At 59.1% G+C, this 26343-nt stretch carries 25 protein-coding genes; 14 read left to right on the forward strand and 11 right to left on the reverse strand.

The features are described from left to right. The first annotated feature begins 3 nt into the window (after nucleotides 1–3). Complete coding sequence (locus GOQ25_RS14830) at nucleotides 4–798, forward strand: N-acyl homoserine lactonase family protein (protein ID WP_160351253.1); 795 nt, start codon at nucleotides 4–6, stop codon at nucleotides 796–798. A gap of 281 nt (nucleotides 799–1079) precedes the next feature. Further along, nucleotides 1080–2984 (forward strand): ankyrin repeat domain-containing protein, encoded by a 1905-nt coding sequence (locus GOQ25_RS14835; protein ID WP_160351254.1) that lies wholly within the window; start codon nucleotides 1080–1082, stop codon nucleotides 2982–2984. A 104-nt stretch (nucleotides 2985–3088) separates the two neighbouring features. Here the strand turns inward: GOQ25_RS14835 and GOQ25_RS14840 are convergent, their stop codons facing one another. After that, nucleotides 3089–4228 carry a hypothetical protein gene (locus GOQ25_RS14840; RefSeq protein WP_160351255.1) on the reverse strand — a complete coding sequence of 380 codons (1140 nt, stop codon included), beginning with the start codon at nucleotides 4226–4228 and terminating at the stop codon, nucleotides 3089–3091. Nucleotides 4229–4267: 39 nt separating this feature from the next. Here GOQ25_RS14840 and GOQ25_RS14845 point away from each other — a divergent pair, with 39 nt between their 5' ends. Together GOQ25_RS14845 and GOQ25_RS14850 are read left to right on the forward strand one after the other, a co-directional pair. Beyond that, a complete protein-coding gene (locus GOQ25_RS14845; RefSeq protein WP_160351256.1) occupies nucleotides 4268–4627 on the forward strand; it encodes a hypothetical protein in 360 nt (119 codons plus the stop codon). A 216-nt stretch (nucleotides 4628–4843) separates the two neighbouring features. Beyond that, a complete protein-coding gene (locus GOQ25_RS14850) occupies nucleotides 4844–5254 on the forward strand; it encodes a LysR substrate-binding domain-containing protein (protein WP_370519965.1) in 411 nt (136 codons plus the stop codon). A gap of 99 nt (nucleotides 5255–5353) precedes the next feature. On the opposite strand, the gene GOQ25_RS14855 is transcribed toward GOQ25_RS14850, so the two are convergent. Continuing rightward, nucleotides 5354–6133 (reverse strand): IclR family transcriptional regulator, encoded by a 780-nt coding sequence (locus tag GOQ25_RS14855; protein WP_370519962.1) that lies wholly within the window; start codon nucleotides 6131–6133, stop codon nucleotides 5354–5356. Between the two features lie 189 nt (nucleotides 6134–6322). Here GOQ25_RS14855 and GOQ25_RS14860 point away from each other — a divergent pair, with 189 nt between their 5' ends. From GOQ25_RS14860 to GOQ25_RS14890, 7 genes are all read left to right on the forward strand, one after another. Further along, nucleotides 6323–7282, forward strand: a complete 960-nt coding sequence (locus GOQ25_RS14860) for a tripartite tricarboxylate transporter substrate binding protein (RefSeq protein WP_160351259.1) — start codon at nucleotides 6323–6325, stop codon at nucleotides 7280–7282. 123 nt (nucleotides 7283–7405) lie between these two features. Continuing rightward, on the forward strand, nucleotides 7406–9379 hold the full coding sequence (locus tag GOQ25_RS14865) for an NAD(P)/FAD-dependent oxidoreductase (RefSeq protein ID WP_160351260.1): 1974 nt from the start codon (nucleotides 7406–7408) through the stop codon (nucleotides 9377–9379). Between the two features lie 3 nt (nucleotides 9380–9382). Beyond that, complete coding sequence (locus tag GOQ25_RS14870; RefSeq protein WP_160351261.1) at nucleotides 9383–10600, forward strand: CaiB/BaiF CoA-transferase family protein; 1218 nt, start codon at nucleotides 9383–9385, stop codon at nucleotides 10598–10600. Then, nucleotides 10600–11472, forward strand: a complete 873-nt coding sequence (locus GOQ25_RS14875; protein ID WP_160351262.1) for a patatin-like phospholipase family protein — start codon at nucleotides 10600–10602, stop codon at nucleotides 11470–11472. The genes GOQ25_RS14870 and GOQ25_RS14875 overlap by 1 nt, the downstream gene beginning before the upstream one ends. Before the next feature lie 48 nt (nucleotides 11473–11520). Further along, nucleotides 11521–12498, forward strand: a complete 978-nt coding sequence (locus GOQ25_RS14880; protein ID WP_160351263.1) for a tripartite tricarboxylate transporter substrate binding protein — start codon at nucleotides 11521–11523, stop codon at nucleotides 12496–12498. A gap of 23 nt (nucleotides 12499–12521) precedes the next feature. Continuing rightward, on the forward strand, nucleotides 12522–13097 hold the full coding sequence (locus tag GOQ25_RS14885) for a nuclear transport factor 2 family protein (RefSeq protein WP_160351264.1): 576 nt from the start codon (nucleotides 12522–12524) through the stop codon (nucleotides 13095–13097). A 6-nt stretch (nucleotides 13098–13103) separates the two neighbouring features. After that, on the forward strand, nucleotides 13104–14225 hold the full coding sequence (locus GOQ25_RS14890; protein WP_370519963.1) for a CaiB/BaiF CoA transferase family protein: 1122 nt from the start codon (nucleotides 13104–13106) through the stop codon (nucleotides 14223–14225). A gap of 38 nt (nucleotides 14226–14263) precedes the next feature. On the opposite strand, the gene GOQ25_RS14895 is transcribed toward GOQ25_RS14890, so the two are convergent. Beyond that, nucleotides 14264–15652, reverse strand: a complete 1389-nt coding sequence (locus GOQ25_RS14895) for an FAD-binding oxidoreductase (RefSeq protein WP_160351265.1) — start codon at nucleotides 15650–15652, stop codon at nucleotides 14264–14266. A 463-nt stretch (nucleotides 15653–16115) separates the two neighbouring features. On the opposite strand from GOQ25_RS14895, the gene GOQ25_RS19575 reads away from it, so the two are divergent. Next, the gene (locus GOQ25_RS19575) at nucleotides 16116–17021 is read left to right on the forward strand and encodes a Hint domain-containing protein (protein WP_160351266.1); all 906 of its coding nucleotides are present in this window, start codon (nucleotides 16116–16118) and stop codon (nucleotides 17019–17021) included. Between the two features lie 286 nt (nucleotides 17022–17307). Here the strand turns inward: GOQ25_RS19575 and GOQ25_RS14905 are convergent, their stop codons facing one another. After that, nucleotides 17308–18687, reverse strand: coding sequence for an amidase (locus tag GOQ25_RS14905; RefSeq protein ID WP_160351267.1), 1380 nt, complete (start codon nucleotides 18685–18687; stop codon nucleotides 17308–17310). A 20-nt stretch (nucleotides 18688–18707) separates the two neighbouring features. After that, entirely contained in the window at nucleotides 18708–19694 is a 987-nt protein-coding gene (locus GOQ25_RS14910; protein ID WP_236844589.1) for a tripartite tricarboxylate transporter substrate binding protein, read from the reverse strand. A gap of 144 nt (nucleotides 19695–19838) precedes the next feature. On the opposite strand from GOQ25_RS14910, the gene GOQ25_RS14915 reads away from it, so the two are divergent. Both GOQ25_RS14915 and GOQ25_RS14920 read left to right on the forward strand, forming a co-directional pair. Further along, nucleotides 19839–20738, forward strand: a complete 900-nt coding sequence (locus GOQ25_RS14915) for a LysR substrate-binding domain-containing protein (RefSeq protein ID WP_160351268.1) — start codon at nucleotides 19839–19841, stop codon at nucleotides 20736–20738. Between the two features lie 27 nt (nucleotides 20739–20765). Next, nucleotides 20766–21344 (forward strand): hypothetical protein, encoded by a 579-nt coding sequence (locus GOQ25_RS14920; RefSeq protein ID WP_160351269.1) that lies wholly within the window; start codon nucleotides 20766–20768, stop codon nucleotides 21342–21344. A 14-nt stretch (nucleotides 21345–21358) separates the two neighbouring features. Here the strand turns inward: GOQ25_RS14920 and GOQ25_RS19580 are convergent, their stop codons facing one another. From GOQ25_RS19580 to GOQ25_RS14950, 6 genes are all read right to left on the reverse strand, one after another. Next, nucleotides 21359–22000: a DUF4286 family protein gene (locus GOQ25_RS19580; RefSeq protein ID WP_236844590.1), complete on the reverse strand. Its 642-nt coding sequence runs from the start codon at nucleotides 21998–22000 to the stop codon at nucleotides 21359–21361. A gap of 11 nt (nucleotides 22001–22011) precedes the next feature. Next, on the reverse strand, nucleotides 22012–22878 hold the full coding sequence (locus GOQ25_RS14930; RefSeq protein ID WP_160351270.1) for a tripartite tricarboxylate transporter substrate binding protein: 867 nt from the start codon (nucleotides 22876–22878) through the stop codon (nucleotides 22012–22014). 153 nt (nucleotides 22879–23031) lie between these two features. Next, complete coding sequence (locus GOQ25_RS14935) at nucleotides 23032–23919, reverse strand: amidohydrolase (RefSeq protein ID WP_160351271.1); 888 nt, start codon at nucleotides 23917–23919, stop codon at nucleotides 23032–23034. Nucleotides 23920–23932: 13 nt separating this feature from the next. After that, nucleotides 23933–24460, reverse strand: a complete 528-nt coding sequence (locus GOQ25_RS14940; protein WP_202109492.1) for a carboxymuconolactone decarboxylase family protein — start codon at nucleotides 24458–24460, stop codon at nucleotides 23933–23935. After that, a complete protein-coding gene (locus GOQ25_RS14945) occupies nucleotides 24460–25428 on the reverse strand; it encodes a tripartite tricarboxylate transporter substrate binding protein (RefSeq protein ID WP_160351272.1) in 969 nt (322 codons plus the stop codon). The genes GOQ25_RS14940 and GOQ25_RS14945 overlap by 1 nt, the downstream gene beginning before the upstream one ends. Nucleotides 25429–25471: 43 nt before the next feature. Then, a complete protein-coding gene (locus tag GOQ25_RS14950; protein WP_160351273.1) occupies nucleotides 25472–26269 on the reverse strand; it encodes an SDR family NAD(P)-dependent oxidoreductase in 798 nt (265 codons plus the stop codon). Nucleotides 26270–26343: the final 74 nt, after the last annotated feature.

The following is a 26343-nucleotide window of genomic DNA, read 5'->3' on the forward strand; positions in this document are numbered from 1 at the left end:
ACCATGTCCCTACCGAAATACGAAGCCTACGCCATCCGCTACGCGCAAATGCCTCGTCAGCGGGCCGATAACTTCATCGGTGGAGACCCGCACGACGGCCCCATGCCGATGGACTTTTTTGTCTGGCTACTGCGCGCCCCGGGTCACATCGTCCTGATCGACACGGGGTTCAATGCCGCCACGGCCCAGGCCCGCAACCGCCAGATGCTGCACTGTCCGATCGAGGCGTTGAGCGCGCTCGGCGTGGCGGCCGAGGATATCGACGACGTGATCCTCACGCATTTGCATTATGACCATGCGGGCAACCTCGACAAGCTGCCCCGCGCACGATTCCATTTGCAAGATGCCGAGATGGATTACGCCACGGGGCGCTGCATGTGCTTCGCGCCGATGCGGCATGCCTATTCGGTCGACGACGTGACGCTATTGGTACGGCGGGTCTACCAAGACCGCGTCACTTTTCATGATGGTGATCAAACGCTCGCGCCGGGGATTGAGCTCATGCGCATCGGTGGCCATACCAAGGGTTTGCAATCCGTGCGGGTTCACACGCAACGCGGTTGGGTGGTGTTGGCCTCTGACGCGAGCCACTATTACGAAAACATGGACAGCAAGCGCCCGTTCCCCATTGTCTATAACGTGGCCGACATGCTCACAGGACATGTGCGGCTCTACGCTGAAGCAGACAGCCCCGACCATGTCGTCCCCGGCCACGATCCACTCGTGTTGCAACGCTATCCGGCGTTCAAAGGCTCGGCCGACATCGCGGTGCTGCATGAAGCTCCTGTGCCGGTTTGATTCGGCCGGTCAGAGCGATAGGCATGGTATGCCACGCGAGACGAAGAATATCGCTGCGGGTATGGAGATCTTTGTCAGCATGATCCACACGCTCGTCGGTGGCAGCATGCCCGCATCGGCGTCAGGCGCGCGCATATGGGTGCCTATGTCGCACTGAATACCCGGTAGATTTCGGTTCATTCGGTCCGCTTATGGGAGCCTCTCGGAAAGAGTGGTCGTGACCGTGTTGTTATCGAGCCCATGTAAAGAAGCACAAGTCAACCTTCACTCATGGGGCTCTCATGGACAATCTGTTCGATAATTATTCGCGCCTGTCTCCGGCTTTTCGTGTCAATTCAGACCCCTCTTCAGAAAAAGAGGATTGCTCCGTAAACGCACACGGCTCCATCGCTGCAATCCGGCATGCCATTCGGGATGACGATGTGGACGCGTTCATCGACCGGGCGATGCGTTTTTCTATAGATATAGGAAGCCTACGCTTCGAAGGTGGCCGGAACTGTCTGCACTTGGCCATGGAGTGTGGCAGCACGATAGTCGTCAGACATCTCCTTGCCTTGAACTATGACGTGGTACACGAGTTGGTCAACGCCAGAGACGACGACGGCATGACACCGTTAGAGCACAGCCTATTACATTCACACATTGGGCCCTGCGTGGTCGACCACCTCTGCGGAGCGGGGGCACCCGTCTCCTACAGCCTCGCAAAAGTGCTTCAGCTCCCTGCTGTGTGGAATGGTAGCCGCGGAGATGCCGTGCAAACGTTGATCCGAACAGGCCCAGATCTGACTGAAGCTTTAGCCATCGCTGTGGAAAATAAATGGCCCGAGTCGATAAGGCTGCTTACGATCCTCGGCGCGCCGAGCTCAGAGGCGCTCGTCAGGGCAGCTATTGAGCAAGACACCCAAAAGGTGACGCAACTTACCTGCGAGATTTCGACGGTCAGGGCAGCCATTAGCAAGTTGGCCAAAGCAGATCAGTGGGACGCCCTGTATCTGGTTTGTGCGACCGCGACCGCGATCAACGTCACGCATACATTGGCGGTAAGAGATGCGTTTCAGCAGATAGCCGCAACCTTTAGAGATGAAGATCCAGTCCGCCATGCCAACGCGCTGCGTCTGCTTACGCCGTTAATAACGAGCGCCTTCGTCCGCTGCAAAAAAATCGCGGAGTTCGGCAATACGGCGGCGATTAAGGCATTGCTCGACGCCGGAAAGTTTCAGCCTCAATTTTCTCGCTCGACGATCAATGTCGGCAACCTACGTGCTTTACGAACCATGATAACGGCGGGCGTGCCTACTGGCCCATTTTTGCGATACGTTCAAGCGAAGTATCGCGATCAGGTCCATAGCGGATCAGGCCCTGTGGATGCGTTAAAGGCGTTCAGGCTGCTTGCTTGCGCGGGGGCTGACATAAGCTCGTTGCCCGAGGAAACGCTCGCGCAGATAGCGGCGCAGAATCAGGTTATAAGCAATGCGACGTCAAGGGAGCACGACTACTTTCTCCTCGACGCAGCGCTCAAAAAAGACGTGGCCCATGTGAAAACGTTGATTGATAAAGGTGGCGACTGGAAGCGTGCGTTAAAAGGGCTGAGCGAGTTCGATAAGTCTGCGGTACCGGTGCTGATTGATGCAGGCGTGAACCCGATTGAAGCGCTTGTCTACGCGATCAACGAGGAGCTGAACCCCGCGATAGAGGCCTTAATCGAGACCGATGCAAAGCGGTCGGACGTATCGACGCGCGCCTCACATGGCATACCATCGCTCGCCACCCGAGCATTGATTGATCGTCTCCAGAACAATGACGAAACCACCGCGCGCAGATTCATCCCTGCCATCACGGACGGTGCGAAGGAGCTTGTTTATGCTGCCCTTGCGGAAAATGAAGCATTAGCGCGAACACTCGTCCGTCTTAACGCAAACGCGACCGCAGCACTGGTAAGCGCATTGAACGCATTTGAATATGAAGCGGCTGGCAAATTGATTTCCTGGAAAATCGTCGACCTCGGCAGTGCACTACGGCTGGCCATCGACATGCCTAATGTTGATAGGGCTCGGATCGCGATCATTTTGTACACCTTGGGTGCCCCGCGGTCTAGCATCGACGGGATAGACATTGACCCTCAGCTTCTGCGTCAAGAGAGTACGAGTCCATTATTTTCCCGGCAGACACGTGAATACAATCTATAACAGTACTTCCTGAGAAAGCGGCGCCAGCAGCTCAATAGCGAGGCTTCCAACCGCTTACGCGGTCAAGCGCGCGTGAGAGTTGGAGGTGCTGGCACAGCAAGTAATTATGCCGTGGTGTGCTCATTGTGCGTGGCACACCAGGCAAGCCACGCTTGGCGCAGCCTGAAGGCGCTGGCCGCGCCTGGGGCATATCCCATCACGTGGTCTACCTCGCCTAACTCCGTGCCGGCGGCAAGCAGCATGGCGCCGAAGGTATTGCGCAGGCGCTGGGGGGTGAGTTCCAGCCCCGCATGGACCCGCCCCCACTTCGTGACGATTCGAACCAGAGTTGCTGGGTTCATCACGGTGCTTTGCCGATGCACAGTCACCTCTCGGTTGCCGGGAAACAGGCGCTGAATGGGCATCGAGGCGTGCCCACTCGGGGCCAACGCGCGAATGGCCAGCCACTGCTCCAGGATCTCGGAGGCCCACTCAGGGATGGTGACAATGCGCCGGGCCCCCAAACCATCGCCGATATAAGCATGGGTGGCATCCTGATTGGGATCTTGCCGGTGCCCACGTTCGTTGGCTGCCAAGCCCTGGTACGCACCCGTGTCGAGCAGCGCGCCTTCCTCGTTGCGATATATGCAATTAACGGAAAGCACCGTCAGTTCGGCTGGCTTGACTCCGCAGGCAAAGAGCGTGGTGACAATCGCGGTGTCGCGAGACAGACGCCAGCGCGTAGGCGGCGTGAGCGTGTGGCCTTTTAGTTTGGCAGCGGCTTTGAGTAGTGCTTCTCGGAGGATGATCTGATCGAGTCTGGTCAAGAATTGTGTTGGGTCGTTGTCCTTGGCGTCACGCCATTCCTTGCCTTTGGGTACGGCCACCGCGGTCTTTGATGCGGGATTCTCATTTAGCGGTTTGCGCAAGACTTCGATTTCTTCGAAGGCGCGCTCGAGCACGGATTGGTAACGCTCGCGGTGTGGGCGCTTGGAATACTCGAGGCTTGCGAGGAAGGCTTTAATTGTTTCCGCTGTCGTGTCTTCCCAGGTGGCCATGCGGGATTTTTGGAACCTTAGGAAGGTCTCCCACAGCGCCCGGTACACCTTCATTGAACTGGGGCGTAGCCGCGGTACGTGATTGTTCAGCCATTGCTCGAAGGCGGTGTTGGCCTCGTCTACCGTAATCGGGGGCGCTTGGGGGTTACGCGGGTCGGGGCGTTCTTGACCCTCGTTCTTGAATAACAGAAGTTGTTTCGTGCTCATTTTACTTTCCGTTAATTGCATAAAGCAGTGTTAGAGATTATGGATCGGTTTGCGGAAAGCAGGAAGCTTTTCTATTTCGGGGCACTCACGCGCCGGTGCGGTGTTAAACGGGGCCATTCAAGTCAATACTGTGGCTCGACGCACCAGCTGACCGGAATTTCGGCTGCACTGGCCGTCGGCGGCAACTCCAGCACGACTCGCACGACGATGGCGGACTTCGGTTGGTTGGGTATGGTGGTCCTTGATGCTCTCGTCCACGCCGGCGGCCGCCATATGATCAGCGGCCACTACGCCTTGTTGCGTGCGCTGCAGCAGCGTGACGGCCAGGCCACACGCATTGTCGTACAGACTGATATGCTGCACGACGGTCAGGCTATTCTTGCCCTAAAAAGGGATTAGAGCTGAAGCGAGCCATAATGGCGGCGATCGCTAAAATATTCCGATTCAAAGGCCTCGTTCGAAATGTTCGCATGACACGGACGATTGGGCGAGGCCGTTCATGCGTTCGAGCTTCGGCCAGACGAGAGATTGACCACCTCATTGCGATGGATCGACTTTGATAGCGAAGATGTGGATGCGGCAATACGCCTCGGCGATGGAAAATGACCAGGGCTTATCGCATTACCCCTGGTGCCCAATATTCTCGCGGCGGTGTGCAGCCCTGCCCTGGCCAGGACGCTACGCCGTCCCGGCGATCTGAAGCAGACCACGCTATTACACACGATGGCGCGGCCGGACGACTGGCAACACTGGTTGCAGTCCGCTGGCCTGAAGGATATGGACGGCCTGCGTCATCGGAACTATGAAAGCTCCACGCTGGTATATCAGGCCGCGATAGAAGGACAGGGCGTGGGTATCGCGCAGAAAGCGCTCGTCCAACCGCTGATTGATAGTGGCGACCTGGTCTTTCCTTTCGCTCACGAACTGGATATGAAGGAATACACCTACTATTTCGTCCGTCCGGCCAACCGCCCGATACGACCCGAACTACAAAGCTTTCAGGATTGGTTGCGTAGCAGCGCTTAAGCAACGCATAAACCGTGCGTTATCGGGAAAGGAACGAAGCGCTGCCGGCACTTAACGCGTTCAGGGCGAGTGGAATGGTCCGCATCGCTCATCCGATGCTCATTCTGTATGAGCCGGATGTAGCGTCCAGCCCGTAGCGCTGATTTCCTCGCGCATCACCTTTGCGATCCAGTGGGACCGCTCCGGTGCCATACGACTACGGATAGCGCCGATGCTGATAGCGGCATATGACCCCGGCGTGATTTCAAAAGGCACTCCCACTCCGCTCACCCCCTCGGCGACCAGGTTCTCGGTAGTGGCATAGCCACGCTTACGTATGGTGCGCAACTCGTCTAACAGTGAAGGCAACTTTGCGCGCTGCGCAGGCAGCTCTTTATGTTGACGTCGGTGGAAGTCCCGTATCTCGGCGTCGCTTAAAGTCGATAGCAAGGCGGTGCCGGCAGAACCGACACCCAACAGGCGCAGGCCATCAATCTGCAGTACCAACGCCTTGATGGGAAAGCTGCCTTCCTCATAATGGATGCAATGCGCATAGTCGCCGTTACGCACGACGATATAAACCGTGTCTTCGGTGCGGCGCGCCAGTCTGATCATTAAGGGCCTACACCGCTCCAGAATGGGTACGCGGCTCATCGATCTCAACCCGAGTTGCATCGCCTCCAGTCCCAGTCGATAGCGTTTCTTTTGATCTCGCTCCAGCATTCCCGATTCGACGAGACAACTCAACAGCCGATACGCGGTTGTCCGGTCTAGGCCGGAGACGTCGACAATCGTACGCAAGACGATTCCACTATCGTGATTCATACCCACGAGCTTTAGCAGCGTCAGCGCACGCGAGACGGCTTGGCTTCCCGTCGGCCTGCTCAGATCAGATGTCACGACGCACCTTTCTTCCGAATTGTGGTTGTGCATATTATGAATAACGTGGACCGGCAAACCCGACCACATTCACACCAAATGTGCAGCATATGCACATTTTGCCAAGTCGGCTTTGACCGTGAGCGTCGTCCGCAGAAATACTTGCGCCATCGTGAAGTCCTCAAAAACCAACTAAAGGAGACAAGAGGAATGAAGCGCGCATTGTTGCTGGCACTAGCAAGTTTCATGTTCGTCGGGGCACCAACCCAGGCCGCGAACTATCCGGATAAACCAGTCCGCATGATCGTTGGATATCCACCTGGCGGCGCGTCTGACATGGTCGCTAGACTGTTGGCCGCCGAGCTCGAAAAAGTCAACGGGACACCATTTGTCGTCGAAAATAGACCGGGCGTGGGCGGAATGTTAAGCCTGAGCACGCTATCCAGAAGTCCGACCGACGGCTATACGCTCGGTCTGGGCGTGAGTGGCACCCTGGTCACCGGGCCGCATTTGCAGAAGAACCAGCTGTATGACCCCAAGAGCGACTTTGCACCGGTAGCGATGGTCGCCAAGGTTCCCATGGTTCTGCTGGGCGGGCCGGCCCTGAAACAAAACTCCGTTGAGGAACTCATCGCGGAGGCCAAAGCCAACCCACAGGGCATCATCTTCGCCTCGGGCGCGCAAGCGTTTGAACTCGCATTGCAACTGCTCAACCATAAGGCCGGCGTGCAGATCACCTCGGCTTCATATAAAGGCGGCGCTGCAGCTTCGATCGACGTGATGGCGGGCAGAGTTCCCATCATGATCGACAGCGTGGGAGCCCAGTTGAACAATATCAAGCAAGGCAATCTGCGCGCCTTGGCCGTGCTCGACGACGCGCGATCACCAGTGTTGCCCGACGTTGCAACGATGCAGGAAGCCGGCGTGCCTGGATATGACGCCGTGGGATGGATCGCATTGCTTGCTCCCAAGGGCACGCCCGGCGCTGTAGTCGACAAATTGAGCAAGCAGGTCAATGACATCGTCCAAATGCCGGAGTTCAAGACCAAGCTCATGGCGCTAGGGTTTCAGCCGGAGAGCAGCACCCCCGAAGGCCTACAGAAAACGATCGAAGCCGATTACGCAAAGTGGGGCGAAGTCGTACGTACCGCTGGCATGAAGGCGGAATGACCGCTCAGTAAAAGTCCTGGGGCCGCCAATGACCGGCGGCCCGATTCAACACGATAACGCTTAGTGCCCCTGCCGACTGCTCGGCATGGCAGGGGGAATCTTTTGCCTTTTTTAGGAAGCCGTATGTCCGTTCACCTCTCCAGTCAGGCTCAGGACTGGCAGACCCAACTACGTCAGTCGCTCCGATCCGCCAACGTACCCACCTTGCTAATGGTGCTCATTCACCTAACCGGTGATAGGAAATGGTTGTCACAGCAATACCAATGCACCCGCATCGCGGGACTGGATGACAACGATACGGGCGGCTTGCCAGACGCGCGCCAAGCCGAAATCCGCAATGCGGCATGGCGCGCCATATTGGATTGGAAATCTGGCGCGCCCGCCGCGCTGCCGGCGCCCGCGCCCGCCGATTTGGTTCAGATGCTCGCGACGAGCATCGGCGAACCAGTGCCGGAGTCGTACGGCTCCATGATTGCGTCATGGCTGGGGTTGGATAAAGAGTTTGCACTGGATCAACAACAGAGTTTTCGGCCGCGCGAGGGCTTCAAGGTCCTGGTGATCGGGGCCGGCGTCGCGGGCATCTGCGCGGCAATCCGGCTGCAGGGTGCGGGCATCGACTATACGGTGATCGAGAAAAACTCAGAAGCCGGGGGCACGTGGTATGAGAACCGCTACCCCGGCGCCGGGGTGGACACGCCGAACCACATCTACTCTTTTTCCTTTGCCAAGCAGGACTGGACGAAATACTTCGCCTTGCGCGATGAGATCCAGGCGTATTTCGTCAAGGTGGTCGATGACTTCAAACTGCGCTCGAACATCCAGTTCAACACCGCATGTGAAAGCGCCGTGTATAACGAAGACGACGCGAGCTGGTCTGTCACGGTCAAGCGACACGATGGCCGGATGGAAACACTCAAGGCCGATGTCGTCATCAGCGCAGTCGGCATCCTGAATGTGCCGAAGTTTCCGGCGATCAAGGGGCTGGAGAGCTTTGCGGGAGATTGCTTTCACACCGCGCGCTGGCCTGAAGGACTGGACGTATCAGGCAAACGCGTCGGCGTCATCGGCAATGGGGCAAGCGCCATGCAGATCGTGCCCGCTATCGTCGACAACGTGGCGCAGCTGACCGTATTCCAGCGATCTAAACAGTGGGCAGCCCCGTTTGAGCGGTTCAAGAAGGATGTCCCGTCCGACGTGCGGTTCCTACTGCGCGAGGTTCCCTTCTATCAAGAGTGGTATCGCCAGCGCCTGGCCTGGGTCTTTAATGATCGTATCCATGCGTCGCTACAGATCGATCCCACCTGGCCGCATCCGGAGCGATCTATCAATCGCCGCAACGAGAAACACCGCGAATTCTTCACCCATTACATCCAAGCGGAACTAGGCCAGCGGCAGGACCTGTTGCCAGACGTGCTTCCGGACTATCCGCCATTTGGCAAACGTATGCTCATGGATAACGGTTGGTACCGGACGATGACCAAGCCAAATGTGACGCTGGTCAATACCGGTATCGACGAGATCCACGAGAACCGCGTCAAGACTCGGGATGGCCAGGCGTACGAACTGGACGTACTGATCGTAGCCACGGGATTCAATGCGGTGAATTTTCTCTCGTCCGTTGACGTAAAAGGCCGCGGCGGCGAATCGCTGCGCGAGCGGTGGGACCGAGAAGGCGCCGAGGCCTATCTGGGAGTTGCCGTGCCCGGTTTGCCGAACTTCTTCGTCTTGGCAGGTCCGAACACGGCCCTTGGTCACGGCGGCAGTGTCGTTGCCACGCTCGAAATCCAGGTGCGTTACGTGATGGGACTATTGCGTCAGGCGATGGATCTTGCGGGTCAAGAACGGTTCGAGATCGAAGTCAAGGGCGATGTCTGCGATGAGTTCAACCAACGCGTCCAACGCGCCCACGACAAGATGATCTGGACCCATAAAGGCATGTCGAACTGGTATCGCACGTCGACCGGGAAAGTGGTAGCACCCACGCCGTTTCGCAATGATGACTACTGGCACATGCTGCGCAAGACCGATCTCGGCGACTACGTTGTGAATATCAAGGCTTGCGAGTCCGTGCAACCAAGCCCCCAGGAAGTGGAGTAAACCATGCAAAGCAACGACGCAAAAAAAGAGAATTTCCTGCTTAGCGGTCTGCGCATCCTGGACCTGGGGACGATGGTGGCAGGGCCCGTGGCTTGCACCTTGTTTGGGGACTTCGGCGCGGAAGTCATCAAGGTGGAGGTGCCGAAACGTGGCGATACCGTGCGCGACATCGGACCCTTTGTGGACGACGTTTGCTTGTATTGGAGCGTCGAAAACCGGAACAAGAAGTCCATCACCCTGGATTTGCGTACCGCAGAAGGACGTGACCTGCTCCTCAGACTCGTCGAGCATGCCGATGCCGTCGTTGAGAACTTCCGGCCGGGCACGCTGGAGAAGTGGGGCCTGCCCTATGCCCTCATGAAGGAACACAATCCAAACCTGATTCTGCTGCGTATCTCGGGATTCGGGCAGACGGGGCCCTATCGGGCGCGCGCCGGATACGACCGCATCGCCCTCGCCTTTGGCGGTGTGATGGGGATTACCGGTTTTCCCGATCGGCCACCCGTCAAAATCGGCACGTCGATCGCGGACTACCAAACTGCGATCCTGGGGGCCTTTGCACTGATGATGGCGATCTATCACCGCGATGTGCACGCCGGCGGGGGGCAAGAGATTGATCTGGCGATGTACGAGTCCATCGCCCGTTTTACCGATGTTCTGATTCCTACCTACGATCGCCTTGGCCGGATCCGTCAACGACGTGGCAATACGCATTTCGCCTCCGCTCCGGGTGAACATTTCCTCACCAGTGACGGCAGATACATCATTCTGACCATTTCGGCCAATGCGGGGTTCGAAAGATTGTGTCACGCAATGCAGCGCCCCGAGTGGCTCCACGATCCGCGCTTTCGATCGCACGAGTCCCGGTGGGAGCATGTGGATGAGTTGAACAAAGCGGTGGCCGAATGGATCCTCAGCCGGCCGGTACAGCAGATCTGCGACATTCTGGATGAAGCAAAGCTGGCCTACTCCTTCATCTATAACGTCGAAGACATGGTGAATGACCCGCACTATCAGGCGCGAGGAACGATCACCTCTGTTATTGATCCGAAGATAGGCCCCATCCGGATGGCTGGCGTCATACCCAAATTTTCCAACGCGCCAGAGCAGGAGATACGTCCGGCGCCTGAACTTGGCGACTGCAATGAATCCATCTACACCGGCCTGCTAGGGCTGTCGCCCGAGGACCTCAAGCATCTGCGCGAGAAAGAGGTGATCTGATGGTGCCGGTCTCAAAGTGCCTCGTACTGGGTGGCGGCGGCGTGACAGGCATCGCCTGGACTATAGGCGTTCTCGCGGGCCTTGCACGGCGCCAGATCGGCATCGGTGACGATTGCCTTTTGATCGGCACCTCAGCCGGAGCCGTGACAGGAGCCGAACTGGCGCATGGCGTAGACACCGAGACGCTACTAGCCCGCCAGCTCGCACCGACGCAAGCTTTCACGGAGGTCTATCGGGATTACTCGCAGCAAGTCGCGCATGAGAAGAATCGGCAATTGATGGACAAAGTCCATCACGACTTAATGAAGGCCCGGCAGAAAATTGGCGCTTTCGCCAGACGCACCCAGACACCTCCCATCGCCCAAAGACGCCGCATCATCGAAAACAGGTTAAGTCTGCCGGCTTGGCCCGCTCGCCCCTTACAGCTGACCGCAGTCGACGTTGACACCGGAGAGCGACACATTCTGGATGCTCGTTGCGGCCTCGGGCTCACCGATGCAGTGATGGCGAGTTGCGCAGTGCCCGGCGTGTGGGCCCCCGTACCGTTTCAAGATCGCCTACTCATGGACGGCGGCCTGTACTCGATGACCAATGCTGATCTCGCCGCCGGGCACAAGGAAGTCATCGTCATGGCCCCGCTGGGATATTGCGACGACAACCCCGTGAGCGGACATCTGCGGGTCGAGATCGAAATGCTCCGGCAGGGTGGCTCGCGGGTCATCGTCTTGCTGCCCGATGCGTCCTCCCGCGTGGCCATCGGCGACAACGTCCTCGATCCCGCCAGGCGCGGCGCCAGCGCGCAAGCCGGTCTGGCCCAGGGCGTCCAGCTGGCGGCATCGCTTCCGGCGGTATGGAGGTTGAATAGCGGCTAATCGCATGATGTACCCATGACCTGACTTAATCAGAAACGAGGAGGCAGCATGAACATAAAACGAAGAGAATTCGTGGTCGGTGCAGCAGTAGGTGGCGCGATGCTGACATTCCGCGCGTACGCTCAGGATGCCTGGCCAGCAAAAAGCATTCGCATCGTCGTACCATTTCCCCCTGGCGGGTCGACCGATATCCTTGGCCGACGCACCGCCGATTACCTGCAGAAAAGCTTTAACGTTCCTGTGATTGTCGAGAACCTACCTGGGGCGACCGGCACCATCGGCACGGCTGCCGTCGCGCGGGCGTCTCCCGACGGCTATACCTTACTGATGGGCTCCATTGGTACGGTCGTGACGAACCACTTCGTCTATGACAATCTGCCTTTCAAGCTTAGTGCCTTCGATCCGATCATTAATATCGCGGAGACGCCCAATGTCGTGATCGTTCGAGCGGGCCTGCCCGTGCACTCCGTGCAGGAGTTGATCGACTATATGAAGGCTCACCCCGGCAAGCTCAACTATGGCAGCCCGGGCCTGGCCTCCAGTTCCCATGTATCAACGGAGCTCTTCAAGCTGCGTGCGGGTGTGCAAGGTCAGCATGTGCCCTACAAGGGCAGCACGCCTATGCTGGCCGACCTCATGGGCGAGTCCATAGACTTCACGATCGACAACATTTCTTCGTCCCTGGAACTGATCAAGAGCAACAAACTGCGGGCGATTGCAGTGACTTCGCGGGCACGCTCACCCCTGCTTCCCATGTTGCCCACCATGATCGAGGCGGGTATGCCCGGTTATGTCATGGCCCCCTGGTTCTGCGTGGCGGCGCCCACGGGCACGCCGCCCACAGTCATCGAAAAACTTAACAGCACTTTGAATGCCATGCTCAAGGACGCCGGTGTACGGGGCCTGCTCGAATCGTACGGAGCGACCCCAGTTGGCGGTTCGACCGAGCAGATTCGCGCACTGATCGCATCGGAAGCACGGACGATCGAATCTCTTGCCAGACAAGTGAACTTCAAACCGACCTAGATCTTGAACAAAGGAGAACGACCGTGATTGAGCAATATAGCGTCGAACGCATGGCGGACAGAGCCCAAATACAGGATTTGATTTATCGCTGGTGCCGCGCGGTGGATCGGCTGGATCGCGAGGGGATTCTTGCGTTGTTCTACCCCGGTGCCATCGACAGCCATGGGCCCTATATCGGCCCGATAGAAGGACTAGTGGACTGGCTGATGGAACGTCACAAACCTATCGGGTTCTCGAGCCACTTCGTGGGCAACATGCTCATCGAGTTCGCCGAGCCCGACGTAGCGCTGGTCGAAACCTATGTGCGCACCATCCAGCAATATCCGCCCGAGGCGAAACAGCAGCTGGCGCAACTCACCGGCGGAGCCAGCGGTGATCCCCAAGCGGCTGTAGACATGTTCACGTCGTCGCGCTATCTGGATGTCGTGCGACGCGAGTCGGGAACGTGGCGCATTGCCCATCGCAGGCTGATCCAGGATTGGAAACAGATATCAGAGGTCAGAACCAACGCATTGCAACCCAAGGAAGGATGGATCACTGGCCGGCGCGATGGGCAGGACGCCATGCAGGTGGCGCGTCGGGAACTGGGGCTGGAGTGAGGCGACGTGAGCGAAACTGATCCTTTGAAAGGCCCGCTCAGCGGCGTGCGCGTGATCGAGATGGCCGGCTTCGGGCCGGCCCCCTTCTGCGCGATGGTTCTCGCGGATATGGGTGCCGACGTCATACGAATTGAGCGCGCGAACGCGCCGGAGCGCGGCATCCCCATTCCGGCAAGGTACGAAGTGTTGAACCGCAACCGCCGCTCGGTCGCTATCGACCTCAAGACCGAAGCCGGGCGTTCAACTTTGCTGAAATTAGTCGCGAAAGCGCAGATGCTGATCGAGGGCTTTCGGCCCGGTGTCATGGAGCGGTTGGGCATAGGCCCGGAGGAATGCCTCGAATATGCGCCAGCGCTGGTCTATGGTCGCGTGACAGGTTTCGGTCAGTCTGGTCCGATGGCTAACCGTGCGGGTCATGACCTGAACTACATCGCACTGACCGGCGCACTGGAGGCGATCGGCCCGCAAGACGGCGAACCGGTGGTGCCGCTGAACCTGATTGGGGACTTCGGTGGCGGTGGGATGTTGCTGCTGTCCGGCATGTTGGCGGCTTATGTCGAAGCGCTGCGCAGCGGCACGGGTCAGGTTGTCGACGCTGCCATGGTCGACGGTGCCAGTCAATTGATGGCCAGTACATACGGGCTGCTGGCGGCGGGCGTGTGGCAGGACGCCCGCGGCTCCAATATCCTCGACGGCGGCGCGCCCTGGTATGGCGTCTACCGCACGTCAGACGGCAAGCATATTTCGCTGGCCGCTGTAGAACCTCGCTTCTATGAAGCCCTGATTCAGCAGCTTGGATTGGTTCCCGGTCAACTGCCCCCGCGGCACGACCGCTCCGCATGGCCGACGCTGCGACAACACATCGGCGATGCAGTGGCGGCCATGACACTGGCCGAGCTGGACCATCGATTGGCAGGATCCGACACCTGTTTCGCGCCGGTGCTGTCCATGGCGCAAGCGCCCTCCCACCCCCAAATGACAGCCCGCGGGACTTTCGTCGAGGTGGACGGCGTCGTACAGCCCGCACCGGCGCCCAGATTCAGCAAGACGCCCTCGCGCATTCGCAGAGGCCCGCCCTCTCCAGGCGAACATACTGAGGAAGTCCTGTGCGAATGGCTGAGTGAATAGCGGCATGACTACAGCTGTCATGCATCAACGGCCCACGGCTACAGAATCTTCCCCGGGTTCATCAGATTCTTGGGATCCAAAGCCGCCTTGACGCTGCGCATGACCGCCAGTTCCACGGGGTTGCGGCTGAACTGCAGATAAGGTTTCTTATACAGCCCGATTCCATGCTCGGCGGAGACCGATCCTCCGATGGCTGCCAGCGGTTCATACACTAGCTGCTCGATCGTGTGGTCATCCTCCTTGCCCCCGCAGGAAATCGCCAGGTGCAGGTTCCCATCGCCGACATGGCCATAGACGATGAACACCGCATCCGGCCATCGCGCTCGTAGTTCGCTACGCAGGCTGCGCAGATAAGCTTGCATCTGCCCAATCGGCAAACTGACGTCGAAGGTATAAATCGGCGAAAGCGTACGGATATAGTGCACTTCGTCGCGCAGACGCCAGAGCGCGCCGCGCTCGCTTTCGGATTGGGCGATTACCGCATCGATCACCAGCCCCTGCTCCATGGCGGTTTGCAGCGTCTGCGCGAACCTTTCACCGTTTTGCGCGGACCGCCCTTGCGCTGGATACTCGCATTCGATCAGCGCGTAGAGGGGGTAGTCGCGCGACAGCGGCGCGCGCAAGCGGCCCGGTTGCGTGACGAGTGCATAGTAGGCATTCCACATCACTTCATAGCTGCTGAGCGCCGGCCCGGCATGGGCGCGCATGAGGTTGAGCATTTGCACCATGGCGTCGAAAGACTCGAACGCGCATAGCGCGGCATGGCGGTCATCCGTGCTGGGGAATAAGCGAAGCACGGCTTGGGTGATGATACCCAGCGTCCCCTCGGTGCCGATGTACAACTGCTTTAGATCCAGTCCCGTATTGTTCTTGAGCAGCCTGTACATGGAGTTCATGATCTGGCCATCGGGTAGCACCACTTCCAGACCCAACACCAGATCGCGCGTCATGCCATAGCGCAGCACCTTGTTGCCGCCGGCATTGGTCGAGAGCATTCCGCCTATCGTCGCCGAGCCGCGCGCGCCAAGGTCCAGCGGAAACTGCATGCCGTGCGCCTGCACCGCCTCATGTATGGCCTGCAACGGCGTGCCGGCCTGCACCACAGCGGTCTGAGCATCCCGGTCGACGGACACGACGCGGTTCATCCGCTCGAGTGACAATGACACCTCGTCCGGACTCGTCACGGTACCACCGACAAGACCGGTCATCCCGGCCCGGGGCACCATTGGCAATTCATGCTCCACACAGAAGCGGACCATACTCGCTAGTTCCTGTGTGTCAGCCGGTCGTAAGAGCGCCAATGCCTCGCATCCCGAGACGATCTGCTTGCTGACCGGGCGCTCGCGCACGTCCTCGCCGAGCAATACCGAGGTCGGTCCAAAACGGTTCAGCAACAGGTGGGCGACGGCATCTGTGGACACACTCATGAACTCTACCTCTGGAGATTGGCGATACGGATTCTAGACACCTACTTTAGCCGTACGGCGCGCTCGAATCTGCCAAATATTTGACACTTTTCAAGGCGGCGGGCGGAAGCGAGGCACGCGAGCCCTCAGGCGCGGCGTTCTGTGAAAGTTGGGCGGCCCACAACCAGCGCATAAAGGTGCTGCAGGACTACTCGGCGCCATGTTGTCACGCTTCATAGGGCTTTGTTACGTGGCGTTACTTGTTAGAATCGCGCCTCGTTTGCGGTCTGCGTCGCCTCTATGAGTTTAAGCAGTCTGCCAACCAGAATTAAGTAGCAAGGCCAAGCAAGAACATTTCATCCAAAATTTGCACGCACTGCTCTTTAGCTGCGGGCCACGTGTTAGAGAAATCCAGCGGCCTCCCTGTCGGACGGCCCTCGTCACCGCGTGAGTATTGCCGGGCATCATATGAAGAAGGGTATCCGTGGCAACATTCGCGACGAACGTCTGGTATGAATTAAGTTTCAATAACGGACAGTACAAAATCATCGAAAGGAATGAGGGGGATGCAACCAGCGTTACGAACAACTCGTTGGGCGATGTGTTCGCCGTGGATGAGCTTGTAAGGGTCTCGCTTAGTGGCTATCAGGGGACGGAAAAGATTCTCGCCTTCACCAGCGATGGCATCATTTCGCAAACTCTCGATGGCAGCTTCTATACGTTCGTGAGCTCCAACGCGTCGTATTCGCTCAGAGACATCCTGGTCACCAACACCGGCCCGTTCACGCCGGTCTGCTTCGTTAAAGGCACATTGATAGAAACCGGCGAAGGCCCCGTCGCCATTGAGTCACTCGCGATCGGCGACAAGGTCGTTGGTAGCACCGGTCTGCGCACCGTGAAATGGATCGGCTGGCGCCACTATCATGCCATTGCATTACGTACCCCCGAGCAACGCAGTGACTGTACGCCCGTGCGAATTCACGCCGGTGCGTTGGCCGATAACCAACCCAGTCAAGACCTGCGGGTCTCGCCATGGCACCACATCTATATCGATGGTGTGCTGGTCCGTGCAAAGGACCTGATTAATGGCAAAACCGTGGTGCAGGAAATTCAGGCCCAGGAATTTTCCTACTACCACATCGAGCTGGATCAGTTCGACGTCATCCAAGCACATGGCGTGTACTCAGAATCGTGGGCCGACGGCGGCAATCGCGATTTCTTCCAGAACGTGGATGTGACCACGCTGCGCCCCGAAGACAAGGTGCGGCGACATGCGCCCCGCCCGGGATTCAAAGCTTTGCGTAAGGCGTCGGAGATCGCCGTAATCCATGACCGGATTGCCGAGCGCGCCGAGGCGCTGGGTGTCGAAATGGCTGCGAAGGCGGCATAGCACGGGGAGCTGGGCCGGCCTAGGATATGGAGCGCCGCCGCCGGACCCAGCTGCGGTCCGTCAGCGCCACTTGTCTCTCGTGTTGACGCTGGACATACACATTGACGGATAGTTAGACGAGAAGGGTCGACCACTCCCCTAAAACGAGGTAACGCTTCCGTGGTCTCATTGCGGCGAGTATTCACGCCGGGGCCACGGAGCATCGTCATCCATGCCCGCTGCCCACCGAGCACCAGCAGGCCGCTGAATTAGCAGCGACCTGCCTGGACGGATTAGCCGCGAACCATCACACCTGATCCGCGTGACGCGTCGCCTCTGCCATCCAACGCGCATACGCGGTCACACGTTCATCTTCATGAGCCTGTCCCATGATCTGAACGCCGAACGGCATGCCTTCGACCGCCAGCAAAGGCGCGGCCACCGAGGGCGTGCCGAGATACGACGACACGCAGCTGAACGACACGTCGCCCGTGGGAAACGCCGTCTGTTTCGTCACGTCGAACCTTGGCGCCGGACCGCAAGACGCCGGACTAATCAAGGCATCGCAATACGGCGCGAGCGCTTCCATGCGTTGACGCGCCAGATCGCGCAGCGCCAAGTCCTCGCGGAAGGTTTCCAGCGTCACGTTGCGTCCGCTTTCCAGCTGACGGATCAGGCTGGGCCCCAGCGTCCCCGGGTGTTGCTCGACCAGATTTTCCAGCGACCAGCGCTGTTCCCAGGAAATCAGTCGCAGCATGTTCGCGGTCGCCGTCGCGATGGATTGCTCTAATAAGTCCAGCAGGCTCAGGTCCGCACGACGGATGATTTGCACGCCGGCGGTCTGCAGCCGCTCGAGCAGACTCTCAAACGCCTCGCGCGATGCGCTATCCAGGCGTGGCCAACCTTCCGTTTCCAGCACGGCCAGGCGCTTGGGTCGCTGCGGCGGCGGGGCGGTGAGCTCGCCGTATACGCCGGGGTGCCCGGGGTCGCCGCCGACCCGCGTCACGATTTCCATGGTGGTGGCCCACATGTCCTCGGCGCAGCCGGCGTGAATGCCAACGTGCGATTGGCTGTACCCCAGGCGTTCGCCCCGGTTGATGCCGCCGAACGTGGGCTTGAGCGCCCAGTTGGCATTAAAACTCGCCGGACGCAGCACCGAGCCCACCAACTGCGAACCGATGGCAACCGGCACCATCTTCGCGCCGACGGCGGCACCCGACCCGCTGGACGATCCGCCAGGCGTGCGTTGCGGATCGAAAGCGTTTGTCGTGGGTCCCGGGTCTAGAAAGCCCAGCGCCGTGGTGACCGTCTTGCCTAGAATAATCGCGCCCGCATCGCGCAGCGCCCGCACGAGCGCACTGTCGCGCTTGGGGAAGCTACCCTCGTAAGCCGGGCTGCCCATTTGCGTGGGCATGTCTTTGGTTTCGATCAGATCCTTGATGCCGACGGGCATGCCGTCGATTTGCGATAAAGGTTCTCCGGCCTGATAGCGTCGATCCGATTCACGCGCGGCAGCACGGGCTGCCTCCGCATTCAGAACGACCCACGCTTTGACTTCGGGCTCGCGCTCAGCGATGGTCGCCAGGCACGCCTCGAGAAATTCACTCGGTCGTTGTTCTCCTGACAGAAAACGCGCGCGCGCGGCGCTGAACGACAATGGCTGATAGGTATCGGGGTGGTAAGTCATCGTGTCTCCTTAAACCGCCATCAGTTGCTCTGAATGCCCGCATTGACGATCAGATCCGTCCAGCGCCGGTATTCGTTCTTGAAGAAGGCGTCGAACTCTTCGGGCGTCGACGTTTCGACGGACATGCCGATGCCATTTAAACGTTCACGCACGTCAGGCATCTGCATGGCTTCGATAAAGTCTTTGTTCACCTTGTCGATGATCCACTTGGGCGTGCCGGCAGGGGCAAACATGCCGTACCAGGCCTCGAGTTTCAGCGATGGCAGACCGGCCTCGGCAGTGGTCGGCACCTCCGGCAGATCTTTCAGGCGTTCGGCGGATGCGACGGCGTAGGGCTTGGTGCGCCCTGCCTTGACGTAATTCTTGACATTGCCGTTGGCGAACTGCACCAGGACGTCGACTTCGCCCGCCAGCATTGCGGTGGATGCTTCGAGAGCGCCTTTATAGGGGACGTGCAGCAGGTCGATATTGGCCTCTTGCTTGAACATCTCGGTATAGAGCTGCAGCACACCACCCGATCCGTTGGAGGCATAAGTGAGCTTGCCCGGATTCTGACGGGCTTCGTCGATGAGCTCTTTCAGGGTATTGGCCTGAACTTTCGGGTTGGCCAGGATCAGCACCGGCAGGGTACCGATCTTGCCAATCCGTTCGAAGTCCTTGACCACATCGACTTTGGTGTTCTTATTGATTGCCGGCAAGGTAGCCAGTTCGTTGAAGGTCAGCAGAAATGTATAGCCGTCCGGCTTGGCTCCCGCCGCGTAGTCGGTGCCCACCAGGGTGCCGGCACCGGGTTTGTTCTCGACGATAACGGGTTGCTTCCACATCAAAGATAGCTTGGGAGCGACCAGACGCGCCAAGATGTCGGCGGTGCCGCCAGGCGTAGTCGGCACAATGATAGAGACGGTGCGAGAAGGATAATTGGCCTGCTCGGATGCGGACGCGGCTTGTCCGCCCATTAATAACGACATCGTCACGCCAGCGCATAGGCGCAAGAAACCGGTTTTCATGCATACCCCCTGTTTTTGATTGACCTAAGATTAATTAAAAGCCGCACGACGCGTGGTGCAGTGGGCAGATCATAGGGAGGGAGAAAAGCGCGGGTCAATCAACTTATGTTTTGCTACGATTTAGTTTTTATTAACTGAACTTCCATGGACTCCTTGCCTCCGTTAAACGCCTTGCGCGCGTTTGAAGTCGTGGGTCGATTGTGTAGCGTGAGCGCTGCCGCGCAGGAGCTATGCGTGACGCCGGCCGCGGTAAGCAGGCAGATTCATCTGTTGGAGGATTACCTGCGCACCGCGCTGTTTTACCGGCGGCACCGTCGGATCACGCTGACCGCAGCGGGCCGGGACTATCACCAGGAGATCACGCGACATCTGGCGGGGATCCGCCGCGTGACGCGCACGCTACGGCACGCGGCGGCCTCTCGTGTTTTGAATCTGCGCGCGCCTCATACGATCGCCATGCGCTGGCTGCTGCCGCAACTGGCCAGCCTGCACGCCGCGCACCCTGAGTTAGAAGTGCGCTTGCATACATCGGCCTTTCCGCCTGATTTCGATAGCGAGGATCTGGATGCGGCCGTGGTTCTGAACGAGGGGCGCGCGCCGGGTCTGGTGCACTACCAGATCCTCGAAAACGAAATTTCCCCCGTTTGTACACCAACGGTGGCAGCCCGGCTGGAACGCATCGAACAGCTACTAGACGAAACCCTCCTGCATACGCACGCACGGCCCGATGACTGGACGATGTGGTTTGAACACGTCGGATTGCCGTTGGCGGGCGCCAGTCGCGATATGCGGTTCGAGTCTTCGGCGCTGGCATATGAGGCGGCGGTGTCCGGCTATGGTATCGCCATGGGTCAGAAGTCCTTGATCCAACAAGAGCTCGCTGACGGCCGGCTCGTTGCGCCATTCGATCGATGGATGAATCTGGGGGCTTTCACCTACTACATCGTCATGCCAAGGCGGAACTACGAATCCCAAGCGCCCGAGGCCATCGCGATGCGGAAATGGATAGAATCCATCTCGATCGGCGAAGCCATCCCGTGCTAATTCGCCCCCCTTACTCGAGAGGATGTCTTGCAGACGCAATCTGACCTGATCTTCAACCAGGAACTGGCGGCATGGGTGCAGGCTCTGGGCTCGGTGTTCGCCATTTTCGTGGCGATCAGCATTCCTTTGTACTTGAACTATCTGGAGCAGAAAAAAAGCAAGCTTGCCCTCCTCCAGCAAAAGCAAAAGTACTTCGTCATTCTGTTTCCCAGCCTGTATCGAATTCGCCGCTACAGCCGGGAATTCCTGGCGAAGATGGAAAAGCATCAGGACAATCCCGACAACATCCTGCATACCCTGGACAGCATGTATCTAAAGCTGATCCCGGTGTTTTCCAAAGAGCTGCATATCTTCGTGCACAGCCAGATCTATGACGAGGACCTCACGCAGTTGGCATTCGAGTTGTTCTTCTGCGAAGAGATTCTGCACCAGCACCTGAGCCAGCCCGCGGATGACAAGAAGAAAGCGCATCAGGATGAGATCGTCTTGCATACAGAGCGGGTCTATGCCCTGTGTGAACAGATCATCCTTCAGAATGAGCAGCACTACGGAGCGCGCGCGGACTCCGCAGCGGCATCACAAACGGCGCGTGACGGTCACGAATGACTTCATCAATCGCGTCATAGCGCGCCCTCAATCACAAACATCGTTCGCTTGGTATTCGTGAAGTTCGGGCGCACGCGGCTGCTCCAGTCGGTGGCTCGGACTTTCAGCCAGGGTTCGGAACCGAACGTTTTGCGGGTTTCAAGCAGATAGAGGGCGTGATAGCGGGGCGCGCCGGTTTTGTTGAGTAGCCTCAGGGCGCGTACGGTGCCGGGCACGGCGGCAAGGCCGGGCATGTGTTCTTGGTCATACCAGGCATTGAAATCGCTTTCCGCTTCGGGCAATACATCGGTTTCGACCACGTAGTGCCAGCCGGCCACACGTCCATATGAGGCGCCAGCAATTGCTCTGGTGACGGTCAGCACCGAAATGTCTGCGTTTGCATAGGCCTGGTTCAATCCGTCGAGAAACGTAGCAATGCCCCGGTCGGAAAGTTGCCGCCCATTCGACGCCTGTGAAGGTCTGGAGTCGGCCACGTAGATATAAGTCTCTTCAACGTCAGCGCCATGACAGACATGGAACCGACCCTCAAGTCCTGGCGCATCCGCGGAGTGGCTCCAAAGCGACGCGATCAACGCGCGACATTGCTCAGCTGCGAGCCGGATCCCCGGCAGCCGCAACAAGATGACTTCGTCGCCCTCTTTTGCATCGATCAGCATGGCATCTTCCCTCATTCATCCACTGTGATCTTTTCTGCCTTGATGAGCGCGGCCCATTTGGCGCTGTCGTCCGAGACCATCGCGGCGAACTCCTGCGGCGTGGTGGAAAAGGATTCCACGCCGGTGCTACGTACGTATTCCTTGAGCTTGGGCGTCTGCATGGTCTTATTAAAGGCAGCGTTCAACCGGTCCACCACCTCCGCGGGCGTGCCGGCCGGCGCGAACACGCCATACCAATTGATGGCCGTCATATCGCCATAGCCTAGCTCCTTGAACGTGGGCACATCCGGCAACGCGGGGGAACGCGTCAGCGACGCCACGCCCACGGGAGTCAGACGCCCATCCTGCAGAAACTTGAGCAGCCCGGAAATATCGCCGAAAAACCCGTCCACCTGCCCGCCGATCGAATCGTTGATGGCCGGCGCCGCACCGCTATAGGGCACATGCAAGAGCGGGAGTTTGGCATTGCGGTGCAGTTGCGCGATCGCCATGTGCGGCATGCTGCCGATACCCGAGGAAGCCAGCGTGATGTCTTTCCCATCCGCTGCCCGAGCCTTCACATCATCGAACGACTTCATGCCGGTTTTGGCCGAGAGGGCAAGAACCTCTGGCGTGGCGACCAACATGGTGACCGGAATAAAGTCGCTGGGCTTATAGGTCAGCTTGCGATACAGACCCGGATTGACCGCGATGGCGCCGGCCGAACTGAGGAATACGGTATGGCCGTCGGGCTTGGAGCGCGCCACGTCGTTGGCCGCTAACGCGCCGTTCGCACCGGGCTTGTTCTCCACCACCACGTTGCTGCCAAGAATAGGCCCCAATTCGCTGGCGACCACGCGGGCCAGCGTATCGGCCGGGCCGCCTGGTGGGAATGCCACGACAATGCGCGTGGTTTGTCTTGCGCGGCCGAGGCAAACGATACCGCGGCGAAGATCAGGCCGGAAATGCCCGGGAGAATGAATTTATTCGACATGGCTTAACTCTCATTATGGATTGCCAACTTGGGATGCTGCGTGTCTCGCGCAGGGAAATCAGTCGGTGGTAAAGCGGTACAAAGATTGAGGGTTCTGCACGAGGAGCTTGTGTAGAACCACGGCGTCAGCGGCAATGATCGATAGTGCATCGACCAGCGCGCCATCGTCTGGGATATGCGTGTGGTTGGGATGCGGCCAGTCACTGCCCCAGAGGACTTGATCCGGGAAACGATCGACCAAAGTTCGCGCCAGCGCCTCGCCCGCGCGGTAACGCTCCTCGGGCGGGGCATTCGCATCGATGCGGTCAATGCCACTGACCTTTACCCAGAATCGATCGGTGTCGAGCAGGCGCATCAGAGCCTGGAAGTCCTCGTGCTGCGCGCCGAGACGCGCGTCGACGCGCCCCATATGATCAATCACGACTGGCACATGGCTCTGTTTGAGCTTTGGGCCCAACTCGTGCACGAGTTTGCTTTCGAAATGCACCTGTAGATGCAGCCCATGCCCCGCGAGCCGGGGTGTGAGGGCGATCACGTCATCGATATCGACGCCGACCAGATGGCTCATGAAATTGAATCGCACGCCCCTGAAGCCGGCTCGCGCCAGACGCTCCAACTCGGCGTCGGCGACATCCGGCTGCACCAGCGCTATGCCCAGATAGCGCCCCTCGCCATGCTCGATGGCATCTTGTACGACGCTATTGTCGTGTCCATGCACAGCGGATTGCACGATCACGCAGCGCTCGATACCCAGTCGCTTGTGCAGGGCATAGAGCTTTTCTTTAGGCGCGTCCTGCGGCGTCACCTTCAAGCCGCCGGCGTAGGGAAACTTCGGCCGGGGTCCGAATACGTGCACATGCGTATCGCAAGCGAGCGGCGGCAACCGCAGCGTCGGCGTCGAGGGGTCGGGGAGATAAGTCTGCACCTCGGTGGGGGATGTGGTCATGATGGCGCCCCCTCTAGTGAGATACGTTCAGCGCAACGAGAAACCGCGAGACCATGTTGTAGGCGGCCACGGTTGCCACTAACTCCACGGTTTCCGTCACGCCGAAATGCGATTGGATCTGCTGCATCAGCTCGGCCGGCACCGTGACATCGCGGGTCATGCGATCGGTCAACTCAAGTACCAAACGTTCCAGATCGGTGTAGACCTGCGGCACATCCGCGGCCCGCACGCCGTCGTTTTTCTCCTGGCTAAGGCCGGCTTTCTCGGCATGTGGCACATGGGCGTCGAACTCAAAGGCGGCTTGGTTCAGTACCGCGACCCGCAGGATCACCAATTCGCGTATAGCGGGATCGACCGAGGTGCGATTGCGCACGGCGGTCAGCATCGCCTCCCAGCCTTGCGCAATGGGCTTGCTGTTGAGCAGCACCTGATACAAGAGCGAGATGCGCCCCCGCTCGGAGAGGATTTTGGCTTCCACGTCCGCGAGTTCAGGACGGGTGCCCGGCACGACTAGCGGGACTCTGATGTGATCGGTGGTCATTATTCGGGCTTGATGTTGTTGGCTTTGATCAAAGCGCCCCACTTCGCAGTGTCGGCATCCAGTAGTTGCTTCATTTCGGCTTCGGTAGAGGCCTGCGGCTGCGTGCCTGCTCGCACCAAACGGTCGCGCAGGGCGTCGTTGGCAAGGGCTTTTCCAACGGCGGCGTTTAAGTCAGCCACAATGTTGTCCGGCGTCTGGGCCGGCACAAAGAGCGCATACCAATTGTTGGAATCGACCGCGGCAATGCCCTGCTCTTCGAACGTGGGCACGTCCGGCAAGGCGGGATGACGCTGGGCAGCGGCAATACCGACGGGGCGCAATCGCCCTGCCTCGATATGGGGCAGCACCGCAGCCACATCGGCAAACACCCCGGCGGCCTGGCCGCCGATGACGTCCGTGATGGCCTGCGCCATACCGCGATACGGCACGTGCAAGAAGTTCACACCCGTGGACTGTTTCAACTGCAGCATCGCCAGATGCGGAATGCCGCCTATGCCCGAGGATGCAATCGCCGGCGGCTCGGGCTGTTTACGCGAGTACTCGACGAATTCGCTGGCATTGCGCGCGGGTATCTTCGGATTCACCACGAACACTTCCACGTTGTTGGCGATCAACGAAACCGGCCGGAAGTCTTTTTGCGTGTTGTAGGGAATCGTCTCGAACAACGAGGGATTGATCGCGGCGGTACCGACACTGGAGATCCAGATGGTGTTGCCATCCGCGGGGGCGCGCAGCACGTCTTGCGCACCCAAAAAGCCACTGGCACCGGGTTTATTGTCCACGATCACGGGCCGGTTCAGTTCCTTGCTTAATTGTTCGGCCACGATGCGCGCGGCCATATCCACCGGTCCGCCGGCGCTGAATGAAACCACAATTCGAGTCGGCGCCTGCGAATGCTGCGCAGCCGCGGGCAATGCTGTCAGCAGAGCGGCTGCCGCCCAGGCACCGATAAACGTTCTTTTATTCATCCGAGTCTCCATTCTTATGCTGTGACGCGACCACCACGCCAGATCAATCGCACCTTGCGGTCATGCCACCATCGACCACGATCTCGGTGCCCGTGACGAACCGCGCATCGTCGCTGGCCAGAAACAGCGCCGCGCCGGCGGTGTCGCGGCCGTCCCCCATGAAACCGAGCGGAATGCGTTTCAGGCGGGACGCGAGCAACGCATCGACATCGCCCCCGGCACGCTGCTTGGCCAGTCGCACCTCGACCATGGGAGTATGCAGCTGCCCCGGCACGACCGAGTTGACGCGAATGCCGTCCGGCGCATGCTGCACGGCAACGACGCGCGATAACTGGATCACGCCGGCTTTGGTTGCGGCATAGGCGACCTGCGCACTTCCCGTCCAGCGCAGTCCGGATGTGGACGCCACGTTCACGACGGCGCCCGATTTGCGATTCACCATATGGGGCAGCACATGCTTGCAGGTGAGAAAGACACTCTTGAGGTTCAGATCGATCTGGCCGTCCCAGGCTTCTTCGCTCAATTCGATGGGCCCGCCGGCGGCCGAGCCGCCCACGTTGTTGATGAGGATGTCCGGCGGACCGAAGGCATCCACGCATGCCTGGACCATCGCCGCCACGCTGGCCGAGCTTGTGACGTCACAATCATGGATCTGAATCGAGCTTGCCGCCTCGCCCGCGCGCTCCAGGGTTTCTTGCAGACGCGCGAGGTCACGATCCACGGCGAACACCTTCGCGCCTTCCTCGGCCAGTCGCACGGCCATGGCGCGTCCGTTGCCCCAGCCTTCTCCCACACACCCGGCGCCCGTAACAATAGCCACCTTCGATTCAAATCTGCGCATCAACTTTTCCATCCTTTTTTACCCGACTGGCGTCGACAGTTGCGCACAGTGTGCCAAGGCCGCAGTAAAAGATA

Source organism: Bordetella sp. 15P40C-2 (assembly GCF_009763235.1).
GTDB lineage: Bacteria > Pseudomonadota > Gammaproteobacteria > Burkholderiales > Burkholderiaceae_B > Bordetella_A.